Source organism: Pedobacter sp. GQ55 (assembly GCF_059758925.1).
The window spans coordinates 109597-128167 of record NZ_JCAXEI010000015.1; the positions used below are offsets into that span (position 1 = coordinate 109597).

Below are 18571 nucleotides of genomic sequence, written 5' to 3' on the forward strand. Positions count from 1 at the left end.
TCAATTTTTAATGGCCATTATTACTTTAACAACAGATTTAGGTTCTAAAGATTTCTATCAGGCTGCCCTTAAGGGTAGTATCCTGAGTATCCTACCTACAGCTAACATTGTTGATGTAACGCATGAAGTGCCATCTTTTAATATTTCGCACGCTGCATTCGTTTTAAAGAACGTTTATCCATACTTCCCCAAGGGCACTGTTCACCTTATTGGCATTGATTCTGTATTTAGTGAAAACACAAAATATATTGCACTAAAACATAAAGAACATTTCTTTGTAGGTGCTGATAATGGAATTTTTTCCTTACTTTTTAATGAGAAGCCAGAAGAGATTGTGGAGCTGAATATTATGCAGGACCTTAAATATCTTCACTTTCCTTTGGTTGATATATTTGTTAAAGCTGCAACGCAGCTTGCCAAAGGTGCTAAGCTGAGGGACATTGGTGTACCGACAGAAAGTATTGAAGAAAGAATGTTGTTAAATCCGGTTATTGAACGCGACATCATCAGAGGCAGCGTAATCTATATCGATACCTTCTGCAATGTAATAACCAACATCACAAAAGATCTTTTTACAAAAATTCAGCGCAACCGGGACTTCACCTTGTATTTCAGAAAAAGCGAAACCATCACACAGTTAAGCTGGCATTATAATGAAGTACCTGAAGGAGAAAAATTGTGCCTGTTTGGCATCAGCAACCATCTTGAAATTGCCATTAACAAAGGAAAGGCCAGCGGATTATTAGGTTTACACCTTAACGACATTATCAGGATCGAATTTCATCCTTAAAAGTGTATTTCCCATCAGGCATGGAGTTTGCTTATCCCTTAAAAACACTTAAACATGATCAAAAACGTATTGTTTATTATTTTCATTTTTAGCACTTCATTGCAAGCCGCACCATTTCAAACGGACACAAGTGCTTATCAAACCCAAAGATTAAAAGTAAACGCTCTTCTTAAAGAAAGAAGTGCCAAATTTGGTCAGTACGATCAAAGCTTGGATAATAAAACAGGAATATTTGGCTTCCAAACTAAAGGTGATATAAAAAACTCCAATGAAATACTGCGTCAAATAGTTTTAAATGACAACAATGTCTTTAAAGAGCTTAAAATACTCATGGACTACAAAGATGAGGAAGTTAAACGTATTAAAAATGAAGCTAATAGTACCAACGATAGAATCGAAAACTACAAAACATCAATAAAAAAACTACAAGATCAAAACATACAGCTAAAAAAGGATTATGCTATTGCAAATAAAGAAAAACAAATTACCAATTATATAGTTATGTTTCTGACACTTACCTTGTTTGTAGCCTGTTATTTATTCTACAAAAAATTTAAAAAAGCATGATGAAAACAGCAGTCTTTAAAATTTTTGTAAAAATTAACAAAGCTATTTTACCAAGTCTGTATAAAAAAGACCCGCTAAAACTAACTTCATTTCAAAAAGCAATATTAGGCTATAGGTATTGGGTTTTAACTCAGTCGCTTAATTAAAATAATTAGTTAATAGCCCTACCAGAAATTTTGGTTCAACCCAGGTTGATTTTGGAGGCATCCCCCCATTAACATCAGCTACCGCAATAACCTGATCTATCGAAACAGGGAATAGCGTAAAAGCCAATGCATAAAGGCCATTATCAACCTTAAGCTGGAGTTCAGAAACTGGAGTTCTTCCACCCTCAAAAGTAATTCGGGCATCAGTCCTGGGATCTTTTATATTTAATATGGGGCCAAGAATATAATCTTGTACAATACTCACATCAAGCGCTTTAACAGGATCATTTTCATCATAGATTTCTTTTTTTGGCTCAAGCACATACCATTTTTCATCAAAATACATCCCAATCTTATGTAATTGATTCGGCTTAACCGCATCTGGAGATTCCTGTACTAAAAATGATTGTCTTAATAATCCAATCAACGACTGAGGATCCAGATCACCAAGGTCTCTAACCAGTCTGTTAAATTCCAGTATTTTAACCTCTCTGGTATTCATATAAACTGTGGTAAAATAATTATAGCCTTCGGTTCCAGTATGGCGTTCCTTATTTAACGCTTGCTTTTGCAAACCCATCTTTGCCATTGACGCTGCTCTATGGTGACCATCAGCGATGTATACAAAGGGAATATCATAAAAGGCGGCAGTCAGATCATCCAGATCCGGATGATCAGTAACAGCCCATACCTGATGTATTGTACCATCTGCGAATGTAAAATCAAGGTCGGCTTTACCCTTGGTGTATTTGTCTGTAATGGAATCAATAATCTGATCAGGGTGGTAGGTAATTAGTACAGGGTTAGCATCTAGCCCGGTTTGCTGGAGATAATCGGCCAGAAGCCTCTCCCTGCGCTCTACAGTCGATTCATGCTTCTTTATCCTCCCCGCTAAATAATCTTTAATATGAGTAAGTGTCCAGATGCCTGTTTGCACCAGCTCATTGTGTTTCACTCGGTAAATATAAATGGCAGGTTTATCCTGTTTAATAAGAAATTGATGCTCAATAAATCCCTCAAGATTTTCGCTGATCTTTTTATATACCACCTCCTCTCTTGTTCCCCTTAGATATGGATTATCGAGTTCCGGATTAATCAGATGAAGAAAAGTACATTTATTTTCTGAAGCAATTAACCTCGCTTCGCCTGTACTATAGTATTCAAGCGGCCTTGTTACAACCAGTGATTGTAAATGTACTGCAGGTTTAAGCGCGCAGAAAGGCTTTATAAGAGGCATACTTGATTATGAATAATGGTCAAAGCTATATAAAAAAATAGCTTTGACCACTAATCTTACTTATTAAAATGCTCAATAATTAATGAGGCAAGTTCAACGCCTATACGTTCTTGAGCTTCATTGGTAGCAGCTCCAATATGAGGGGTTAAAGAGATTTTAGCATGTTGTAAAATTGACGCTCTAGGTGTAGGTTCGTCATCAAACACATCCAAACCAGCAAAAGATACTTTACCACTGTCTAAAGCAGCAATGAGTGCCTCTTCATCAATAGTACCGCCTCTTGAGCAGTTCACAACACCAACACCTTGTTTCATTTTTGCAAACTCTTCTGCTCCTAAAATAGGTTTATCTGCAAATGGAGTATGTAAACTGATGAAATCACTGTTTGCAATTACCTCATCCACTGATACTGTTTTGAATGGAATCTCAACAGAAACACCACCCTGAAAAGTCAATGGTAAAGTACCTTCGGCAGGATAAAGATCATAAGCCAATACATTCATACCTAATCTAAGGGCCACTTTAGCAGTTTCACGACCAATACGACCGAAACCGATAATACCCATAGTTTTACCTTGAAGTTCAACACCACCTGCATACGCTTTTTTCAAAGCATTGAATTTGGTAGCTCCTTCAACAGGCATTTTTCTATTTGAATCCTGTAAAAAACGGATACCGGTAAACAAATGTGCAAATACCAGTTCCGCAACAGATAACGAAGAAGCTGCAGGTGTGTTTACCACTGCAACACCCTTACTGCGGGCATATTCAACGTCAATATTATCCATACCTACCCCACCTCTGCCAATCAGTTTAATGTTAGGCACCTGATCAATCAATTCTTTACGTAATTTGGTGGCACTTCTAACTGTAATACCATCATAGTTTTTTAAAGCTTCTGCCAATTGATCCTGAGGTACTGTTTCCGTATCAACAACAAAACCCGCTTTTTCTAATAACGCTTTACCGATAGGATCTATCCCATCGTTTGCAAGTATCTTAATCATTAATTTTTATTTTAATTGGTGTGTTTTTCAGCAAAATTCTGCATTAATTCAACTAGTGCATGAACACTTGTAATTGGAAGTGCATTGTATATAGAGGCTCTAAAACCACCAACACTTCTATGTCCTTTAATGCCTTCAATTCCATTTTCTTCAGCATATTTCAAGAATGGTTTTTCAAGCTCCGGGTTTTCCATTACAAAACAAACATTCATTTTAGAACGATCTTCAACAGCACAAGTTCCTTTAAACAATGGATTTCTGTCAATCTCAGTATACAAAGCTCTGGCTTTTGCTATATTTTCTTTTTCAATTTCAGCAACGCCTCCTTTAGATTTCAACCATCTTAAGTTAAGCATAGCTACATATATAGAAAATACCGGAGGCGTGTTATACATAGAACCACCATCGATATGCACCTTATAGTCAAGCATAGAAGGTATTTTTCTGCCTGATTTACCTAGGATCTCATCTTTAACAATTACTACTGTTAAGCCAGCCGGACCGATATTTTTTTGAGCTCCTGCATAGATCAAATCATATTGGGAAACATCAATAACCCTGCTCATGATATCCGAAGACATATCACAAACTACAGGAATACTGGTTTTAGGTAAACTGAACATTTCTGTTCCGTAAATAGTATTGTTAGAAGTGAAGTGGAAATATGCACTGTCTTCAGGAATACTATAATCTTTAGGAATAAAGGTAAAGTTTGATTCTTTTGAAGAAGCAACAATGTTTGCTTTACCAAAAGTAGATACCTCTTTAATGGCCTTGTTTGCCCAAACGCCTGTTTCCAGATAACTGGCAGTTTTTCCTTCAGGTAATAAGTTCATCGGAACCATTGCAAACTGCAAACTTGCACCGCCTTGTAAAAATAAAACAGAATATCCGGAAGGTACATTTAATAATTCCTTAACTAATTTTTCTGCTTCTGCTACTACACCTTCAAATTCAGATGTGCGGTGAGAGATCTCCAGAATAGATAAACCATCCTTAAAATCTAGAACTGCTTGTGCTGCTTGCTTAAATACTTCCTGAGGTAAAATACAGGGGCCTGCGCCGAAATTGTGTCTCATTTTATAGTGATTTTTAATGCTTGTAAATGTAACAGTTTTATATTATTTATTATTTCGAATTCTTGAACTTTATGATCAATTTCAAATTTAGTTGTCTGCCGGTTAAATAATTAGGAATAGCATATTGTACGTTATCTACATCCTTAAGCCATAAATATGAAACCGTATTGTCAATATTCAACAAATTAAATACCTCTAAATGAGCAGAAAACGAACTAAAATATTTATCCAGCAACCTCGGTTTTTTTATTCCGGCATCGTCTAAAAAATCTTTAGAAAATCCAATATCCACACGCTTATAAGCAGGGATATTAAAATTATCGGAATAACGACGTACAAGAGGTGCTCCTACCGGCAATTTAGAACCATACATCATATTTAAATGCACTTTATAAGTAGGGCTGTTCGGCAATCTATCCTGAAAATAAACTGAAAAGTTAATTCTTTGATCGGTTGGCCTTTTTAAATAACCACGTTCATCATTGAAGATGTTCTGATTGGCCTTCATTAAAGACACCCTGAAATAAGACACCAGGTCCTTTACAAACTCACCACCTATACTCAAGTCTGCTCCATAGATGTAACCTTTTGCCAACTCTCCGGCAAGATACTTAACCCTTACATTATCCATCATATAAGGAATAAGCCTGTCCTGATATTTAAAATAAAGCTCAGAAGTAAACTTTAGGCGTGTTCCCAGCCCATCGAATGCATAGTCCAAACCTGCCGATGTGTTATATGATCTTTGCGCCTGCTGATTTAAATTAAGAACCCCATTAAAATCCCTGATACTCCTGTAGTCAGGAGCCTGCTGATATACTCCGGCAGTAAACCTGAAAATTTTATTATTACTTGATGGCCTGTAAGCCAAAAGCAACCTTGGGCTAAGAAGAAATTGTTTACTCAGGGTATTATAATTACCTCTTACGCCAAGCTGAAGGGTTGAATTGGCCGATAAGGTATAACTATCCTGAATATAGGCACTGTAGTATTGAATTGCCAGGTCATTTCTAACATTAATAAGATTATCCTGATAGAAGTTATTTAGTCCTCCTAGCTGTATATATCCGGCAGAATCTATAAGACTATACTCATTTAAATTGTCAATATATTTCTTGTTTTCCACCTTTAGACCCAGTGAAAAAGTATGGTTTTCATAATCCTGGTCTACCTTTACCTCCGAGCTGAAGTTTTCTGACTCCAGATTATTACGGGCATAATTTATATACTTCCCTATACCTTTGTTGATTCTAACAGAACCAAAGTTTCCATTTGCAAAGCTACTGTTAACCTCATCAAACACATATCTTCCTTCTATGTCTATTCTTTCCCTTTCAAGGGTGTTAAAATAACTGTTTATCCATTTTATAACCAGATTCGATTTAGGATAAAACGCAAAGGTTATCGCTCCGCCGGCAGTCTGATAATCATCTACTTCTTCCCCGCTATACTCAGTTTGCAAGCGCATCACAGTACTCAATGTACCAAACTGGGTTTCTCTGCTTTCTGGTATTAACTTAAAGATACCACTGTTGAAACTCCCTAAAAAATCCACACTCATTTTAGACGAAACATTTTGATGATAAATCAGTTGTGCGTCGGTAAAATTAGGTGCGTAGCTCCCCTTATTATCTTGTCTGTTTAGTATGCTCGTATTGTTTTTATACCTCAATCCGGCAAGCAAATAGCTGTTTTTATTTAAAATCTTAGAACTAAACCCGGCACCCAGCATACCAAGATTCAATACAGCTTCACTACTATCCGGCCTATCATATCTCACATCCAGTACTGATGATAATTTATCACCATAGCGAGATTCAAAACCACCTGTAGAAAACTTAGCAGAGCTTAACAAATCACTGTTAATGAAACTCAACCCCTCCTGCTGTCCATTCCTAATCAATACAGGCCGGCTAATTTCAACATCATTTACATATACCAGGTTTTCATCAAAATTACCTCCCCTAACGCTATACTGAGCGCTTAGTTCGTTATTGGTAGATACGCCCGGCAATGTTTTAAGAACCACTTCAAAATTACCCGAAACCGAGGGTATAGAAGCAATATCTGCAATATTAATCGTGGTGCTGTTACGAAGTTGATTCTGCTTTGTGGTGATGGTAACCTGCTCCAGCTCGTTTATATTTCGTGTTAAAGAAACGTTTTGAATAATCCTGCCAGCCTTACCATATTTAAACTCAACCAAAACAGATTTATAACCTAACAGGCTATATTTCAACGTAAAGGAAGTAGTACTTGAATAAATATTATAGATCCCATTATCATCAGAAGCAGTCGACTGATTTTGTCCAACTACACTAATGGTTACCATAGGTAATGGACTCCTCAGATCATCTGTAATTAGGCCCGACACTTTTACAAGAGGTTGTGCATTTACATATGTAAAACCAAATAGTAAAACTGAGAGCAGCAGATAGCGTCTATACATTTATGTTACAAAGCTGTGGGCTTATGATGATTTCAATTGTGCATCAAGTTGCTTTAATTCAGAGATCATGACCGAAGGAGAAGGCGCACCAAAAATGGCATTTCCTGCAACAAAAACGCTGGCACCTGCCTGAATCAGATCGGCCAGGTTTTGTATGCCTACCCCACCATCAACTTCTATTAGCAGACCAGGATTGACAACTGATGCCATAGCTTTTAACTCCCTTAATTTATTTAGCGTATTAGGAATAAACTTTTGGCCACCAAACCCCGGATTTACCGACATAACAAGTACCAGATCCAGATCTACCAAAACATCTTTAAGCAAGGTCACAGGGGTATGAGGGTTAATTGCAACACCTGCCTTACAACCAGCTGCATGAATCGCCTGGACCGTTCTATGCAAGTGAGTACATGCTTCATAATGCACTGTTATCACCGACGCTCCTGCAGCTGCAAAACGTTCAATATATTGATCAGGATTAACAATCATCAGGTGCACGTCCAAAGGCTTTGTTGCATATTTTTTTATCGCTTCCATTACCGGAAAACCAAAAGATATGTTTGGCACAAACACACCATCCATTACATCTACATGAAACCAGTCTGCCTCACTCGAATTAACCATTTCAATATCACGTTGCAGGTTAGCAAAATCAGCGGCAAGTAAAGAGGGAGCAATAAGGTGTTTCATGAGGAATGTGTTTTTAATTTATAGCTGGTTCACAATTGTAAATATAAAGAAATAACCCATTTTATACCAAAAAACCCCGCAAATTGCGGGGTTTTTTGGTATATGAAAAGCTGACAAACCGAAGGATTTACCCTCGGCTGACAGACCTGCCTTTTAATTAAGCTGGTTTATTTTCAGCTGGAGCAGCTTCTGCTTTTGGTGGGCGAGGCAATAAAGCTTTTCTAGAAAGTTTCATTTTACCTTGCTTATCAACATCCAAAAGTTTCACTTCAACTTTATCACCTTCTTTAAATACACCGTCCATTGTTTCTAAACGGGTCCAGTCAATTTCAGAAATGTGAAGTAAACCATCTTTACCTGGCATAATCTCTACGAATGCACCAAAAGGCATAATAGATTTTACTTTACCACTGTAAGTTGCACCTATTTCCGGTTTAGCAGCTATTGCATTGATACGGGTAACAGCAGCATCAATTGCAGCTTTGTTATCGGCAAAGATCTCAACGATACCTTTGTTTCCAACCTCTTCGATAGAGATGGAAGCGCCGGTTTCACGTTGCATTTCCTGAATAATTTTACCACCTGGCCCTATTACAGCACCAATAAATTCTTTATCAATACTTAAAGAAACAATACGTGGAGCATGGTCTTTATAATCTTCACGAGGTGCAGAAATTGTTTTCTTCATCTCGTTTAAGATGTGCAAACGAGCTTCTTTAGCCTGAATTAAAGCATTTGTTAACACTTCCCATTTCAAACCATTGATTTTTAAGTCCATTTGACAAGCAACAATACCTTTTTCAGTACCGGTTACTTTAAAGTCCATATCACCTAGATGATCTTCATCACCTAAAATATCAGAAAGGATTGCATATTTACCAGTTTTCTCATCAGTAATTAAACCCATTGCAATACCCGATACCGGAGCTTTGATTTTAATACCAGCATCCATAAGTGCTAATGTACCTGCACAAACAGTTGCCATTGACGAAGAACCGTTAGATTCTAAGATATCGGAAACGATACGGATGGTATAAGGATTTTCTTCTAATCCTGGCAATACTTTCTTTAAAGAACGCATAGCCAAGTTACCATGACCAATTTCACGACGACCAGCACCTCTGTTAGGACGAACCTCACCAGTTGAGAAACCAGGGAAATTATAGTGCAATAAGAATTTGTTGTATCCATTGATGAAAGCACCATCAATCATTTGTTCATCATCTTTAGATCCTAAAGTAACGGTAGTTAATGATTGCGTTTCACCACGTGTAAATACTGCAGAACCGTGAGCTGCAGGCAAGTAACCTACTTCACTCCAGATTGGGCGTACTGTACGTACATCACGACCGTCTAAACGAATTCCTTCATCTAAAACAAGGTTACGGATAGCGTCATATTGTACATCGTGGAAATATTTCTTAGAAAGGAAACCAGTTACATCATCGATATCTTCTCCTAATGTAGCAATGAAGTCCATTAAGATCGTACCAAATGCATCACCACGCTCACCTTTGCTTGTGTTGCTTTTAGCTACAGCATAAACCTTATCGTAAGTAGCGGCATAAACCTGCTCCTTTAATTCAGGATTGCTGTCTTCATGAGAATATGCACGCTTTACAGTTTTACCTACAAGCTCAGCAAGTTCTTTTTGAGCCTGAACCTGAATAACGATTGCTTTATGAGCAAATTCAATTGCCTCAACCATTTCAGTCTCAGAAATCTCATCACACTCACCTTCAACCATTACGATATCTTTTTCAGTACCTGCAACAAGGAATTCCAATGAAGCACGCTCTAAATCACTAACATAAGGGTTAATTACTAGTTTACCATCAATTTTAGCTACACGTACTTCAGAGATTGGTCCGTTAAACGGAATATCTGAAACTGCAATAGCAGCCGAAGCAGCTAAACCAGCTAAACAGTCTGGCATTATGTTTTTATCAGAAGAGATCAATGAGATCATTACCTGAGTATCAGAGTGATAATCTTCAGGGAACATCGGGCGCAAAGCGCGATCTACTAAACGTGAAATTAAAACTTCATAATCAGATAATCTTGCCTCGCGACGAAGAAAACCTCCAGGGATACGGCCTGCGGCAGCATATTTCTCCTGATAATCAACAGATAAAGGTAAAAAATCAACACCAGCCTTAGCTCCTACTGTAGAAACTACAGTTGCCAAAAGCATGGTATCACCCATTTTAACTACCACCGAACCATCAGCCTGTTTAGCTAATTTTCCTGTTTCAATTTCGATTGTTCTTCCATCGCCCAAGTCGAACGATTTTTTTATTACATTCATTTAAAAATTGTTGTGGTGTGTTTTCCTCTTTTCACACACCGGATTTATATATATAATTTTACTTTGCAAGTTAAGATAATAATATCAAGAAATTAAAAAAGCCATCCCTAAAGAATGGCTTTTCTTGATATAAGTAGTTCTATTTGATGATATCCCTTAGACCTAAAGTCTTGATGATAGCACGATAGCGCTCAATATCTTTTTTAAATAGATATGCCAAAATACCGCGGCGTTTACCTACTAATTTTTGTAGTGATAGCTGAGTTGAGAAATCTTTACGATTTTTCTTTAAGTGCTCAGTTAAATGCGCAATACGATATGTAAATAACGCTACTTGACCTTCTGCAGAACCTGTGTTTGTTTCTACTTCACCGTGCTGTTTAAAGATGTCAGCTTTCTTTTCTTTACTTAAATACATTCTTGAATGATACTAAAGTTTAAATGATTAATTAATTGGGTGCAAAGATAGTGTAAGTTTTAAAGATTAACAAGTATGCGTAAAATTTTGGCACGACAAGAAAATTGGCCATTACTAAATCCTATTTTTGTTGCTGTAACGACTTATTTATGGAAAAAAATCAATACAGTATATTTGAAAGTGAACTAAAAGTACGTCCTGATGATATCGATATGTTTAACCATGTCCATAACAGCAAATACTTTGATTACGTGCTTGCTGCCCGTTATGATCAAATGGCCGAATTTTACAAAATGCCAATGGAATCTTTTTTAAACAGTGGCTTTGGATGGGTGGTACGTACTGCACTTGTTGATTTTAAACGTCCTCTTATTCTTGGAGATGTAATTGCTGTCCGTACCGGAATTTTAACCATTAACGAAAAAGGCTGTCGTGTACAGTTCGAAATTGAAAATAAAAGAACAGGTAAAATTGCTTCTGATGGATGGTTTGATTATGTGATGATTGACACTACCACTGGAAAAGGCTGTAAAGTAAATGAAGAAATGATAAAGGCATACAGCATTTAATACTTTGCCCTTCTTTTATCGGTTTTCATTTTTTTTCAATAAAATACAGAATTGTATTTGTAAAAAATATATATTTGTTTTCTAACTCAACCGCATTACGATGAAAGTATTTGCAGTCCGTTTGAGGTTCTAAAGACCAAGGACTCCACCTTTTCACGAAAATACTGATACAGCTTTTCTGGCTGATCGCGGTCTATTTATTACTTTTTCATTTACCCCATGTTAGAACAAAAAACAGCTTCATTAGGCAAGCTATCTCAAATTTTTACACTTATTAAACAAGCCCTTAAAGGCGAAGATCTCGATTTTACCCAAGGTAGCATTCGTAAAGCTGTTATTTTACTGGCCATCCCGATGATGCTGGAAATGGCTATGGAATCTGTTTTTGCACTGGTAGACCTCTATTTTGTGGGCCATTTACACAACAGTAGCCATGCAATACAAACCGTGGGACTTACAGAATCTGTGCTTACAGTTATATACTCGCTCGCCATTGGGATGAGCATGGCTGCAACGGCTGTGGTTGCCAGAAGGATTGGCGAGAAAGATCCGGTTGCTGCCTCAAAAGCAGGAATGCAGGCAATAATAATTGCAGTTGCGTTTAACCTGATCATTAGCATCGCTGGGCTAATTTACGCAACAGACATTTTATTATTAATGGGAGCATCCGCTGAAACAGCGGCACAAGGCACAACATTTATGCGCATTATGATGGGCGGCAGTATTATTATTGTGTTGCTCTTCCTTATTAACGGGATATTCAGAGGTGCAGGTAATGCTGCTATAGCCATGAAAAGTTTATGGATTGCCAATATTGCCAACATCATTCTATGCCCTGTTTTAATTAATGGTTTTGGACCAATCCCCGCATTTGGATTGACAGGTGCAGCAATGGCTACAAGTATCGGGCGTGGCATTGGTGTGTGCTATCAGGTTTATCACCTTGTGAGTGGCAAAAGCCTTTTAAAAATAAAGCTATCCTATTTTAAGCCTCATTTTGAGCAGATAAAAGCCTTATTAAAAATTGCGACACCTGGTATTTTCCAATTTGTTATTGCATCATGCAGCTGGATATTTTTGGCACAGCTTGTAGCAACAACAGGTGGAGATCATGGGTCGGCAGGTTATCAAACCGCATTAAGGCTTATGATGTTCTTTATGCTTCCGGCATGGGGAATGAGCAATGCGGCAGCCACACTGGTTGGCCAGAATCTGGGCGCAAAACATATTGACCGGGCTGAGCAATCTGTAATGAAAACTGCTAAATATGTGGTAATTTATATGCTCTTTGTTATGGTGTTAACCTTTGGCGTTGGGCGCTATTTTATATCATTTTTCACTAATGATGTTTTAATACAGGAGGTTGCCAAAAATGCCCTTCAGATTATGAGTGTTGGATATATCTTTTATGGTATTGGAATGGTATTGATCAGCACCTTTAACGGTGCCGGAGATACCTGGACACCTACATGGGTTAATCTTTTTGGTTTCTGGTTGTTCCAGATTCCTTTGGGTTACTTCCTTGCTAAATATCTAGAAATGGGTCCTACAGGCGTGTTCATTGCCATTCCAGTTGCCGAAACAGGGATTGCAATAGCAGGTTATATTCTATTCAAAATAGGAAAATGGAAGACTATAAAAGTCTAACTGCATTATAAACTTTCGTCATCTCCTTTGGTTAACCAACGGAGATGACGGCTTGTGCTATGAAAATATTAATACCTTATGCCTGTCGTTTCAGGTTTGGAACATATCCCAAGCCCGGTGTAAGCCAATGCAGTAAAAACACTCTTGAATAACGGTAATTAAAAGGAGCGAATAGAAATACACCAACCATAATAATGGCTACATACATCCAAAGGTTCTCGTAAGTAAGATCTACTCCCAGTATATAAGCGGCTACTGCGATGGTAATCATTTCAGCAACGTTCATCGCATAACTAATGAACATTGCTACATAAAAAAAGCCAGGTTCCCTTTCAAAACGAAGGTTGCAAACGGGGCAATATTCATTCGTTGTCTGGCCCTTAAAAGCATAAAGCTTACCAGAAAATATTGGGCCTTTTCTACATCTTGGACATTTACACTCTACAACTGCCTGTATTTTTGATATTGGTTTCATAACTTTAATATTATGATACAAAAATACGACAGATAAAACAGTTAATTTATGATCCAGATCATACTTAAATTCTAATGATTTTGCCCCTAAGCAGTTTCAATTCCTTCTGATCAGAAAGCTTTTTGATGATACGGATAACTGTTTCCACTCGCAGTCCACTCATGTCTGCGAGCTGCTGCCGGGTTACCTTTAGCTCATCACTATATTCTACATCTTTAAACAGGTAAGCAATAAGTGTTCTTATTCTGTGTTCTGCATGTTCATTTGCCAGTTCTTCGAGCATCATCGATTTATAAAACAGGCGATGGCTCAGGGTTTCAATAAGCTTCATACTAAAATCAGGATGTTCCTTTAGCATTTTAAGAAAGTCCTCCCTTTTTACCACTATAATTTCCGAATCCTGAGTGGCAATTGTGTATGCCAGATAGGATTTATTCACCAATAAGGCAGGTTCTCCGAAATATTCATTGGTTTTAAAGATGCCTTGTATAAATTCTTTACCATCATCATTAACAGTCACCATTCTCACCTTACCGGTCTTTATAAAATATACCGCTCTGGGTTGAGCTCCGGGTTCATAAATTACATCTCCTTTTTTATAAAGAGAGGGTTTATAACTATTATCCAGCAAATATTTAATTGTCATGATGAAAATGCCTTTTCATGTCAAATGCTACCCTATTGTTTCTTTAATAAGCTTAGTATAAAAATCATTCAACTTCATTCCCATTGCTGCAACTTGCTGAGGAATAAAGCTGGTCGAAGTTTGTCCTGGGATGGTATTTATCTCAATGAAGTAAAAATCGCCTTCATCTTCTGTAAGAATAAAATCTATACGCACTACACCCCGGCAATTCAACTTAATGTAAACAGCCTCAGCTATTTTAGCTACTCTGTCTCTTGTTTCGGATTTAATCACGGCTGGAGTTGTTTCAGTTGCTACTCCAGGAGTATATTTAGCTTCGAAATCAAAAAACTCTTTTGCTGTTTCTACTTCTGTAATAGGCAACACCTTTATTTTGCCATCAAGTTTTACTACACCAACAGTAAATTCTCTGCCTGATATGAATTCTTCTATCAGAATTTGGCTATCCTCATGAAAAGCTTTTGCAAGAGCTGCTTCCAAATCATGGCCATGGCTTACTTTACTCATGCCTATACTACTGCCACCGTTGTTTGGTTTAACAAAGTATGGTAGTTTAAGGTCTTTTTTTAGTTGGACCAAATCGTAAGGTACATTTTTAAAGATTTGCGCAGATTTAGCAACATTGAGCTGATCAATGTCCTGAACAATTGCCTTGGTGTAACCTTTGTTCATGGTAATGGCCGATGTAAGCGCATCACATGTTGTATAAGGAATATTAAGCATATCGAAATACCCTTGCAGCTTGCCATCTTCACCCGGAGAGCCGTGTATAGCTATAAACACTCCCTCGAACATTATTTTTCTTCCTTTAATGGTAAGAGAAAAATCGTTACGGTCTATTTCTATTTTCACTGAGTCTGCAGGCTCATAAAACCAGCCTTGCTGGGTAAGCATAATCTTATAAACATCAAATTTATTGGTATCTAGATTCTGTGCTATTGTTGCAGCGCTTTTAACGGACACGACCCATTCGCCAGTGGTACCTCCGGTTAGCAATGCTATTGTCTTCTTCATATTATAATTGTATTAAAAACCGTTTAATTCATATCAGCATCTTAGGCTCTTTGTTTTAAACGGCATCCTGATTGCATGCACAAATATAAATTAGTTGGTGCAGATGTCATTTTAATTCCAATAAAATATTATTTTAATCTAAATTTGGACGCTATACCTTCAGAATAGAAAAACGCATGGGCAAATTCATATCATATTTAAAAACAAATTCATTTAGGAACAATCTTATTGCAGCTGTAATTACCGTTGCGGTAATCTTATTTATCGCATTCTTTAGTTTAAGGTATTACACCAAACATGGTCAGGGTTTAAATGTACCTTCAGTTAAAGGACTATCATTTACACAAGCAGTTAGTAAACTTGAGCAGTTGGGCTTACGCTATGAGGTCGATTCTGTTTATATTATGGATACACCTCCTGAAACAGTAATAGATCAGGATCCCAATCCTAATACTTTTGTAAAAGACAACAGAACAATTTACCTGACGGTGAGCATGAACAAGGCACCAAATGTTAAATTCCCGGATGTTGTATTTAAATCATTAAGACAAGCACAGGCAATAATTGAAAGTTTTGGTCTGAAACTTGGGGATACTACTTATAAACCAGATGTGAGCAAAGATGTTGTTTTGGAGGTTTCTTTTGGCAACCAACCTATTAAAGTCGGAGAAATGGTTCCTAAAGGATCAAGAATTGACTTTTTATTGGGCGATGGAGAAGGAAATGAAGAAGTAGAAATTCCAGTTCTTATTGGCCTAACTAAGGATGAGGCACTGTTTGCACTGAGAAATGGCGCAAAGCTAAACCTTGGAACAGTTACTTATGAGGGGGTTGTTACGGATTCTGCCAATGCTGTAATCATTAAACAGGAACCATTTGCAACAGATTCGGTAACTAAAGTAAAAACCGGAACACCGGTAAACATTACATTATCTAATAAAAATTAATCACACTATCATTTATATATGTCAAACGAAGAAAATAAAGCAGGTCTTAAAAAGAACACCAAAATAATATTAGGCTTACTATTGCTTGTTTTAATTGCCGGGGGCTTTTATGGACTCAAATTATATAAAGTATACTTTGCACCAAACGTTACGGGTAACGTAAAGTACCTGTATGTAAGAACAGGTTATAACATCGACGACTTGTTTAAAGAGATTAAACTAAAAGATATGTTTACCGATATAGGTTCTTTTAGTGAAGCATCAGGTAAAATGCAACTTGCGCGTTCTTTAAAACCAGGCCGTTATAAACTGGCAAAAGGGATGAATAACCGTAGCATTATTAATATGCTGAAATCGGGTAATCAGGATCCTGTAAAACTTAAGTTTCAAAACTTAAGAAAAAAGGAAAACTTTGCCGGCTATCTCTCAAGAAATCTTGAACCAGATTCTTTAACTTTTATAAATCTGCTTGACTCTGCTTCTTTGCTTGAAAAGTATGGATTTAATAAAGAAAACAGCTATGTGATGTTCATTCCCAACACCTACGAAATGTATTGGAATGTTACTGCTCCGGAGTTCTTTGACAGAATGCACGCTGAATATGATAAATTCTGGAATGCTGATCGGAAGCAGAAAGCAGCATCATTAAACCTAACCCCTATTCAGGTTTCTATATTAGCTTCAATTGTTGATGCTGAAGCTTTGTACGACAAAGAGATGCCTATTATTGCAGGTTTGTATTTAAACCGCTTAAATAAAGGCATATTGCTTCAGGCAGACCCAACCGTTATTTTTGCTAATAACGACTTTACAGTTAAACGTGTTACGAATTCGCTTCTAAGTGTGCAATCTAAATACAATACTTATAAGTATGCTGGTTTGCCTCCGGGACCTATCATGATGCCTAGTATTAATGCTATTGATGCTGTATTAAACCGTGATAATAACAATTATGTTTACATGTGTGCTAAGGAAGATTTTTCTGGCTACCATAACTTCGCGGTAACGGTTCAGGAGCATGAAAGGAACGCTAAGAAATACAGAGATGCTTTAAACCAACGCAATATTTTTAAATAATGTATACTCATACTACCAAAATAAGGGTTAGGTACGGCGAAACGGATCAAATGGGATATGTTTATTACGGAAATTATGCTGAGTACTACGAAGTTGCCCGTGTAGAGATGTTAAGAAGTTTGGGCATGGATTATGTTGGAATGGAAAGTGCAGGAGTAATGATGCCAGTTTTAGAATTAAACTGTAAATATATAAAGCCGGCTTTATACGATCAGGAAATAACAATTAAAACTACGATCAACGACCTTCCGGGTGTGAGGATCCATTTTAAATACGAATTATCGAATCCGGCCGGTGAACTGATTAACATTGGAACAACTACGCTGGTATTTGTTGATATGGTAAAAAACAAACCTTGTTCTCCTCCTGAAAATTTTATGGAGAAGTTAAGGGTATTTTTTAATTAAATTTGATAAATGGAATGGATTCATAAGCAACTTTTAAAAATCAGGCTTTATTCTATGTTTATTAGCTGGACAAAAGTTTGTGTTTTACCTGGCTTTAGTCCGCTACCACTTTATACTGTTGCCACATTCTTTTTTAAAGAGATTGGTAAAGACTCCTTGGTGAATAAGGCTTCTTCATTGGCTTATAATTTTATGCTGGCCATTTTCCCGGCTATTATCTTCTTATTTACACTTATCCCTTTTATACCTAAGAAAATTGGTTTTCAGGATCAACTGATGAACCTTATTATTTTGGTTTTGCCTGAAGATGCTTATAAAGCATTTAGCACTACTCTTGATGAGATCGTACATAAGCAAAACAGCGGTTTGTTGTCGTTCGGATTTATTTTGTCATTATTTTTTGCAACAAATGGTGTGCATAATCTGATGATGGCTTTTAATAAATCATCGTTGATCATTGAAACGCGTAGCTGGGTAAACCAACGCTTAATTGCTGTTTTACTAACCCTTGTGATTGCTTTTTCTGTAATTACTTGCATTATCGCAATGGCAATTGGTGAAATTGCATTAAACCGTATTGAAACCACCCTTAATATTAAGGCGAGTTTTACAACATTTGCAATTCAGCTTACCAGATGGGCCCTGCTAGGGATATTATACTTTGTAACGATTTCTATCCTTTACAGATACGGCCCGGCTCATGCCAAGAAATGGAAGTTTTTCAGTGCCGGTTCATGGCTGGCTACTATACTTGCCTTTATCTCTGTTTGGGGCTTCTCTTTTTACATTAATAACTTCAGTTCATACAATAAAGTTTATGGTTCTATCGGTACACTTATCGTTATTATGATCTGGCTTTATTTAAATTCCCTGATACTTTTGGTAGGTTTTGAGCTAAATGCAAGCGTAGATCTGTCGAAAAGGAGTGTAAAAATCATCAGACCTAACTTCAATTTATTCAAAAAAGCGGCTCCAATAGAGGATAAACTGGGGAAAAGATAAATTTTTCTCACTCATTTTTAGTACGTTATCATTTTTATCTGGAATTATCTAAATCTGAATTTGCGAAATCAAGTCGTATTTGTACTTTTGTCG

General features: G+C 37.0%; 18 protein-coding genes. 8 read left to right on the forward strand and 10 right to left on the reverse strand.

Annotated features, from left to right (window positions below):
• Nucleotides 1-10 precede the first annotated feature (10 nt).
• Nucleotides 11-790: an SAM hydrolase/SAM-dependent halogenase family protein gene (locus AC6CH7_RS24785; protein WP_498265265.1), complete on the forward strand. Its 780-nt coding sequence runs from the start codon at nucleotides 11-13 to the stop codon at nucleotides 788-790.
• Nucleotides 791-844: 54 nt separating this feature from the next.
• Nucleotides 845-1357 carry a hypothetical protein gene (locus AC6CH7_RS24790; RefSeq protein WP_498265266.1) on the forward strand — a complete coding sequence of 171 codons (513 nt, stop codon included), beginning with the start codon at nucleotides 845-847 and terminating at the stop codon, nucleotides 1355-1357.
• A 138-nt stretch (nucleotides 1358-1495) separates the two neighbouring features.
• On the opposite strand, the gene AC6CH7_RS24795 is transcribed toward AC6CH7_RS24790, so the two are convergent.
• The 7 genes from AC6CH7_RS24795 to rpsO form a co-directional block, all read right to left on the reverse strand.
• Nucleotides 1496-2740 carry a DUF1015 domain-containing protein gene (locus AC6CH7_RS24795; protein WP_498265267.1) on the reverse strand — a complete coding sequence of 415 codons (1245 nt, stop codon included), beginning with the start codon at nucleotides 2738-2740 and terminating at the stop codon, nucleotides 1496-1498.
• 56 nt (nucleotides 2741-2796) lie between these two features.
• A complete protein-coding gene (locus AC6CH7_RS24800) occupies nucleotides 2797-3747 on the reverse strand; it encodes a D-2-hydroxyacid dehydrogenase (protein ID WP_498265268.1) in 951 nt (316 codons plus the stop codon).
• An 11-nt stretch (nucleotides 3748-3758) separates the two neighbouring features.
• Nucleotides 3759-4826, reverse strand: a complete 1068-nt coding sequence (serC, locus tag AC6CH7_RS24805) for a 3-phosphoserine/phosphohydroxythreonine transaminase (protein WP_498265269.1) — start codon at nucleotides 4824-4826, stop codon at nucleotides 3759-3761.
• Nucleotides 4827-4875: 49 nt separating this feature from the next.
• The gene (locus AC6CH7_RS24810; RefSeq protein ID WP_498265270.1) at nucleotides 4876-7275 is read right to left on the reverse strand and encodes a TonB-dependent receptor; all 2400 of its coding nucleotides are present in this window, start codon (nucleotides 7273-7275) and stop codon (nucleotides 4876-4878) included.
• Between the two features lie 21 nt (nucleotides 7276-7296).
• Entirely contained in the window at nucleotides 7297-7968 is a 672-nt protein-coding gene (rpe, locus tag AC6CH7_RS24815; RefSeq protein WP_498265271.1) for a ribulose-phosphate 3-epimerase, read from the reverse strand.
• 157 nt (nucleotides 7969-8125) lie between these two features.
• Complete coding sequence (gene pnp / locus AC6CH7_RS24820; protein WP_498265272.1) at nucleotides 8126-10276, reverse strand: polyribonucleotide nucleotidyltransferase; 2151 nt, start codon at nucleotides 10274-10276, stop codon at nucleotides 8126-8128.
• Nucleotides 10277-10415: 139 nt separating this feature from the next.
• Complete coding sequence (gene rpsO / locus AC6CH7_RS24825) at nucleotides 10416-10694, reverse strand: 30S ribosomal protein S15 (RefSeq protein WP_498265273.1); 279 nt, start codon at nucleotides 10692-10694, stop codon at nucleotides 10416-10418.
• Between the two features lie 149 nt (nucleotides 10695-10843).
• Between rpsO and AC6CH7_RS24830 the strand changes: the two genes are divergently transcribed.
• Together AC6CH7_RS24830 and AC6CH7_RS24835 are read left to right on the forward strand one after the other, a co-directional pair.
• Nucleotides 10844-11263: an acyl-CoA thioesterase gene (locus tag AC6CH7_RS24830; protein WP_498265274.1), complete on the forward strand. Its 420-nt coding sequence runs from the start codon at nucleotides 10844-10846 to the stop codon at nucleotides 11261-11263.
• Nucleotides 11264-11482: 219 nt separating this feature from the next.
• Nucleotides 11483-12910: an MATE family efflux transporter gene (locus tag AC6CH7_RS24835; protein ID WP_498265275.1), complete on the forward strand. Its 1428-nt coding sequence runs from the start codon at nucleotides 11483-11485 to the stop codon at nucleotides 12908-12910.
• Between the two features lie 76 nt (nucleotides 12911-12986).
• Here AC6CH7_RS24835 and AC6CH7_RS24840 read toward each other — a convergent pair whose 3' ends face one another.
• The 3 genes from AC6CH7_RS24840 to AC6CH7_RS24850 form a co-directional block, all read right to left on the reverse strand.
• Entirely contained in the window at nucleotides 12987-13385 is a 399-nt protein-coding gene (locus AC6CH7_RS24840) for a DUF983 domain-containing protein (protein ID WP_498265276.1), read from the reverse strand.
• A 64-nt stretch (nucleotides 13386-13449) separates the two neighbouring features.
• Nucleotides 13450-14031: a Crp/Fnr family transcriptional regulator gene (locus AC6CH7_RS24845; RefSeq protein ID WP_498265277.1), complete on the reverse strand. Its 582-nt coding sequence runs from the start codon at nucleotides 14029-14031 to the stop codon at nucleotides 13450-13452.
• Nucleotides 14032-14058: 27 nt separating this feature from the next.
• Complete coding sequence (locus tag AC6CH7_RS24850) at nucleotides 14059-15045, reverse strand: D-alanine--D-alanine ligase (protein ID WP_498265278.1); 987 nt, start codon at nucleotides 15043-15045, stop codon at nucleotides 14059-14061.
• 176 nt (nucleotides 15046-15221) lie between these two features.
• Here AC6CH7_RS24850 and AC6CH7_RS24855 point away from each other — a divergent pair, with 176 nt between their 5' ends.
• Genes AC6CH7_RS24855 through AC6CH7_RS24870 form a run of 4 tightly spaced genes read left to right on the forward strand, consistent with a single transcriptional unit; the run spans nucleotide 15222 to nucleotide 18478 of the window.
• Nucleotides 15222-15992: a PASTA domain-containing protein gene (locus AC6CH7_RS24855; protein WP_498265279.1), complete on the forward strand. Its 771-nt coding sequence runs from the start codon at nucleotides 15222-15224 to the stop codon at nucleotides 15990-15992.
• 18 nt (nucleotides 15993-16010) lie between these two features.
• Nucleotides 16011-17069, forward strand: coding sequence for an endolytic transglycosylase MltG (gene mltG / locus AC6CH7_RS24860; RefSeq protein ID WP_498265280.1), 1059 nt, complete (start codon nucleotides 16011-16013; stop codon nucleotides 17067-17069).
• On the forward strand, nucleotides 17069-17476 hold the full coding sequence (locus AC6CH7_RS24865; protein WP_498265281.1) for an acyl-CoA thioesterase: 408 nt from the start codon (nucleotides 17069-17071) through the stop codon (nucleotides 17474-17476). Before mltG ends, AC6CH7_RS24865 begins: the two co-directional genes overlap by 1 nt.
• Nucleotides 17477-17485: 9 nt before the next feature.
• Nucleotides 17486-18478, forward strand: a complete 993-nt coding sequence (locus tag AC6CH7_RS24870) for a YihY/virulence factor BrkB family protein (protein ID WP_498265282.1) — start codon at nucleotides 17486-17488, stop codon at nucleotides 18476-18478.
• The last annotated feature ends 93 nt before the right edge of the window (nucleotides 18479-18571 follow it).

Bases quoted from the DNA above. Each gene is read 5' to 3' on its own strand.
- AC6CH7_RS24785 (WP_498265265.1), top strand. From the start codon at position 11: ATGGCCATTATTACTTTAACAACAGATTTAGGTTCTAAAGATTTCTAT.
- AC6CH7_RS24790 (WP_498265266.1), top strand. From the start codon at position 845: ATGATCAAAAACGTATTGTTTATTATTTTCATTTTTAGCACTTCATTG.
- AC6CH7_RS24795 (WP_498265267.1), bottom strand. From the start codon at position 2,740: ATGCCTCTTATAAAGCCTTTCTGCGCGCTTAAACCTGCAGTACATTTA.
- AC6CH7_RS24800 (WP_498265268.1), bottom strand. From the start codon at position 3,747: ATGATTAAGATACTTGCAAACGATGGGATAGATCCTATCGGTAAAGCG.
- serC (WP_498265269.1), bottom strand. From the start codon at position 4,826: ATGAGACACAATTTCGGCGCAGGCCCCTGTATTTTACCTCAGGAAGTA.
- AC6CH7_RS24810 (WP_498265270.1), bottom strand. From the start codon at position 7,275: ATGTATAGACGCTATCTGCTGCTCTCAGTTTTACTATTTGGTTTTACA.
- rpe (WP_498265271.1), bottom strand. From the start codon at position 7,968: ATGAAACACCTTATTGCTCCCTCTTTACTTGCCGCTGATTTTGCTAAC.
- pnp (WP_498265272.1), bottom strand. From the start codon at position 10,276: ATGAATGTAATAAAAAAATCGTTCGACTTGGGCGATGGAAGAACAATC.
- rpsO (WP_498265273.1), bottom strand. From the start codon at position 10,694: ATGTATTTAAGTAAAGAAAAGAAAGCTGACATCTTTAAACAGCACGGT.
- AC6CH7_RS24830 (WP_498265274.1), top strand. From the start codon at position 10,844: ATGGAAAAAAATCAATACAGTATATTTGAAAGTGAACTAAAAGTACGT.
- AC6CH7_RS24835 (WP_498265275.1), top strand. From the start codon at position 11,483: ATGTTAGAACAAAAAACAGCTTCATTAGGCAAGCTATCTCAAATTTTT.
- AC6CH7_RS24840 (WP_498265276.1), bottom strand. From the start codon at position 13,385: ATGAAACCAATATCAAAAATACAGGCAGTTGTAGAGTGTAAATGTCCA.
- AC6CH7_RS24845 (WP_498265277.1), bottom strand. From the start codon at position 14,031: ATGACAATTAAATATTTGCTGGATAATAGTTATAAACCCTCTCTTTAT.
- AC6CH7_RS24850 (WP_498265278.1), bottom strand. From the start codon at position 15,045: ATGAAGAAGACAATAGCATTGCTAACCGGAGGTACCACTGGCGAATGG.
- AC6CH7_RS24855 (WP_498265279.1), top strand. From the start codon at position 15,222: ATGGGCAAATTCATATCATATTTAAAAACAAATTCATTTAGGAACAAT.
- mltG (WP_498265280.1), top strand. From the start codon at position 16,011: ATGTCAAACGAAGAAAATAAAGCAGGTCTTAAAAAGAACACCAAAATA.
- AC6CH7_RS24865 (WP_498265281.1), top strand. From the start codon at position 17,069: ATGTATACTCATACTACCAAAATAAGGGTTAGGTACGGCGAAACGGAT.
- AC6CH7_RS24870 (WP_498265282.1), top strand. From the start codon at position 17,486: ATGGAATGGATTCATAAGCAACTTTTAAAAATCAGGCTTTATTCTATG.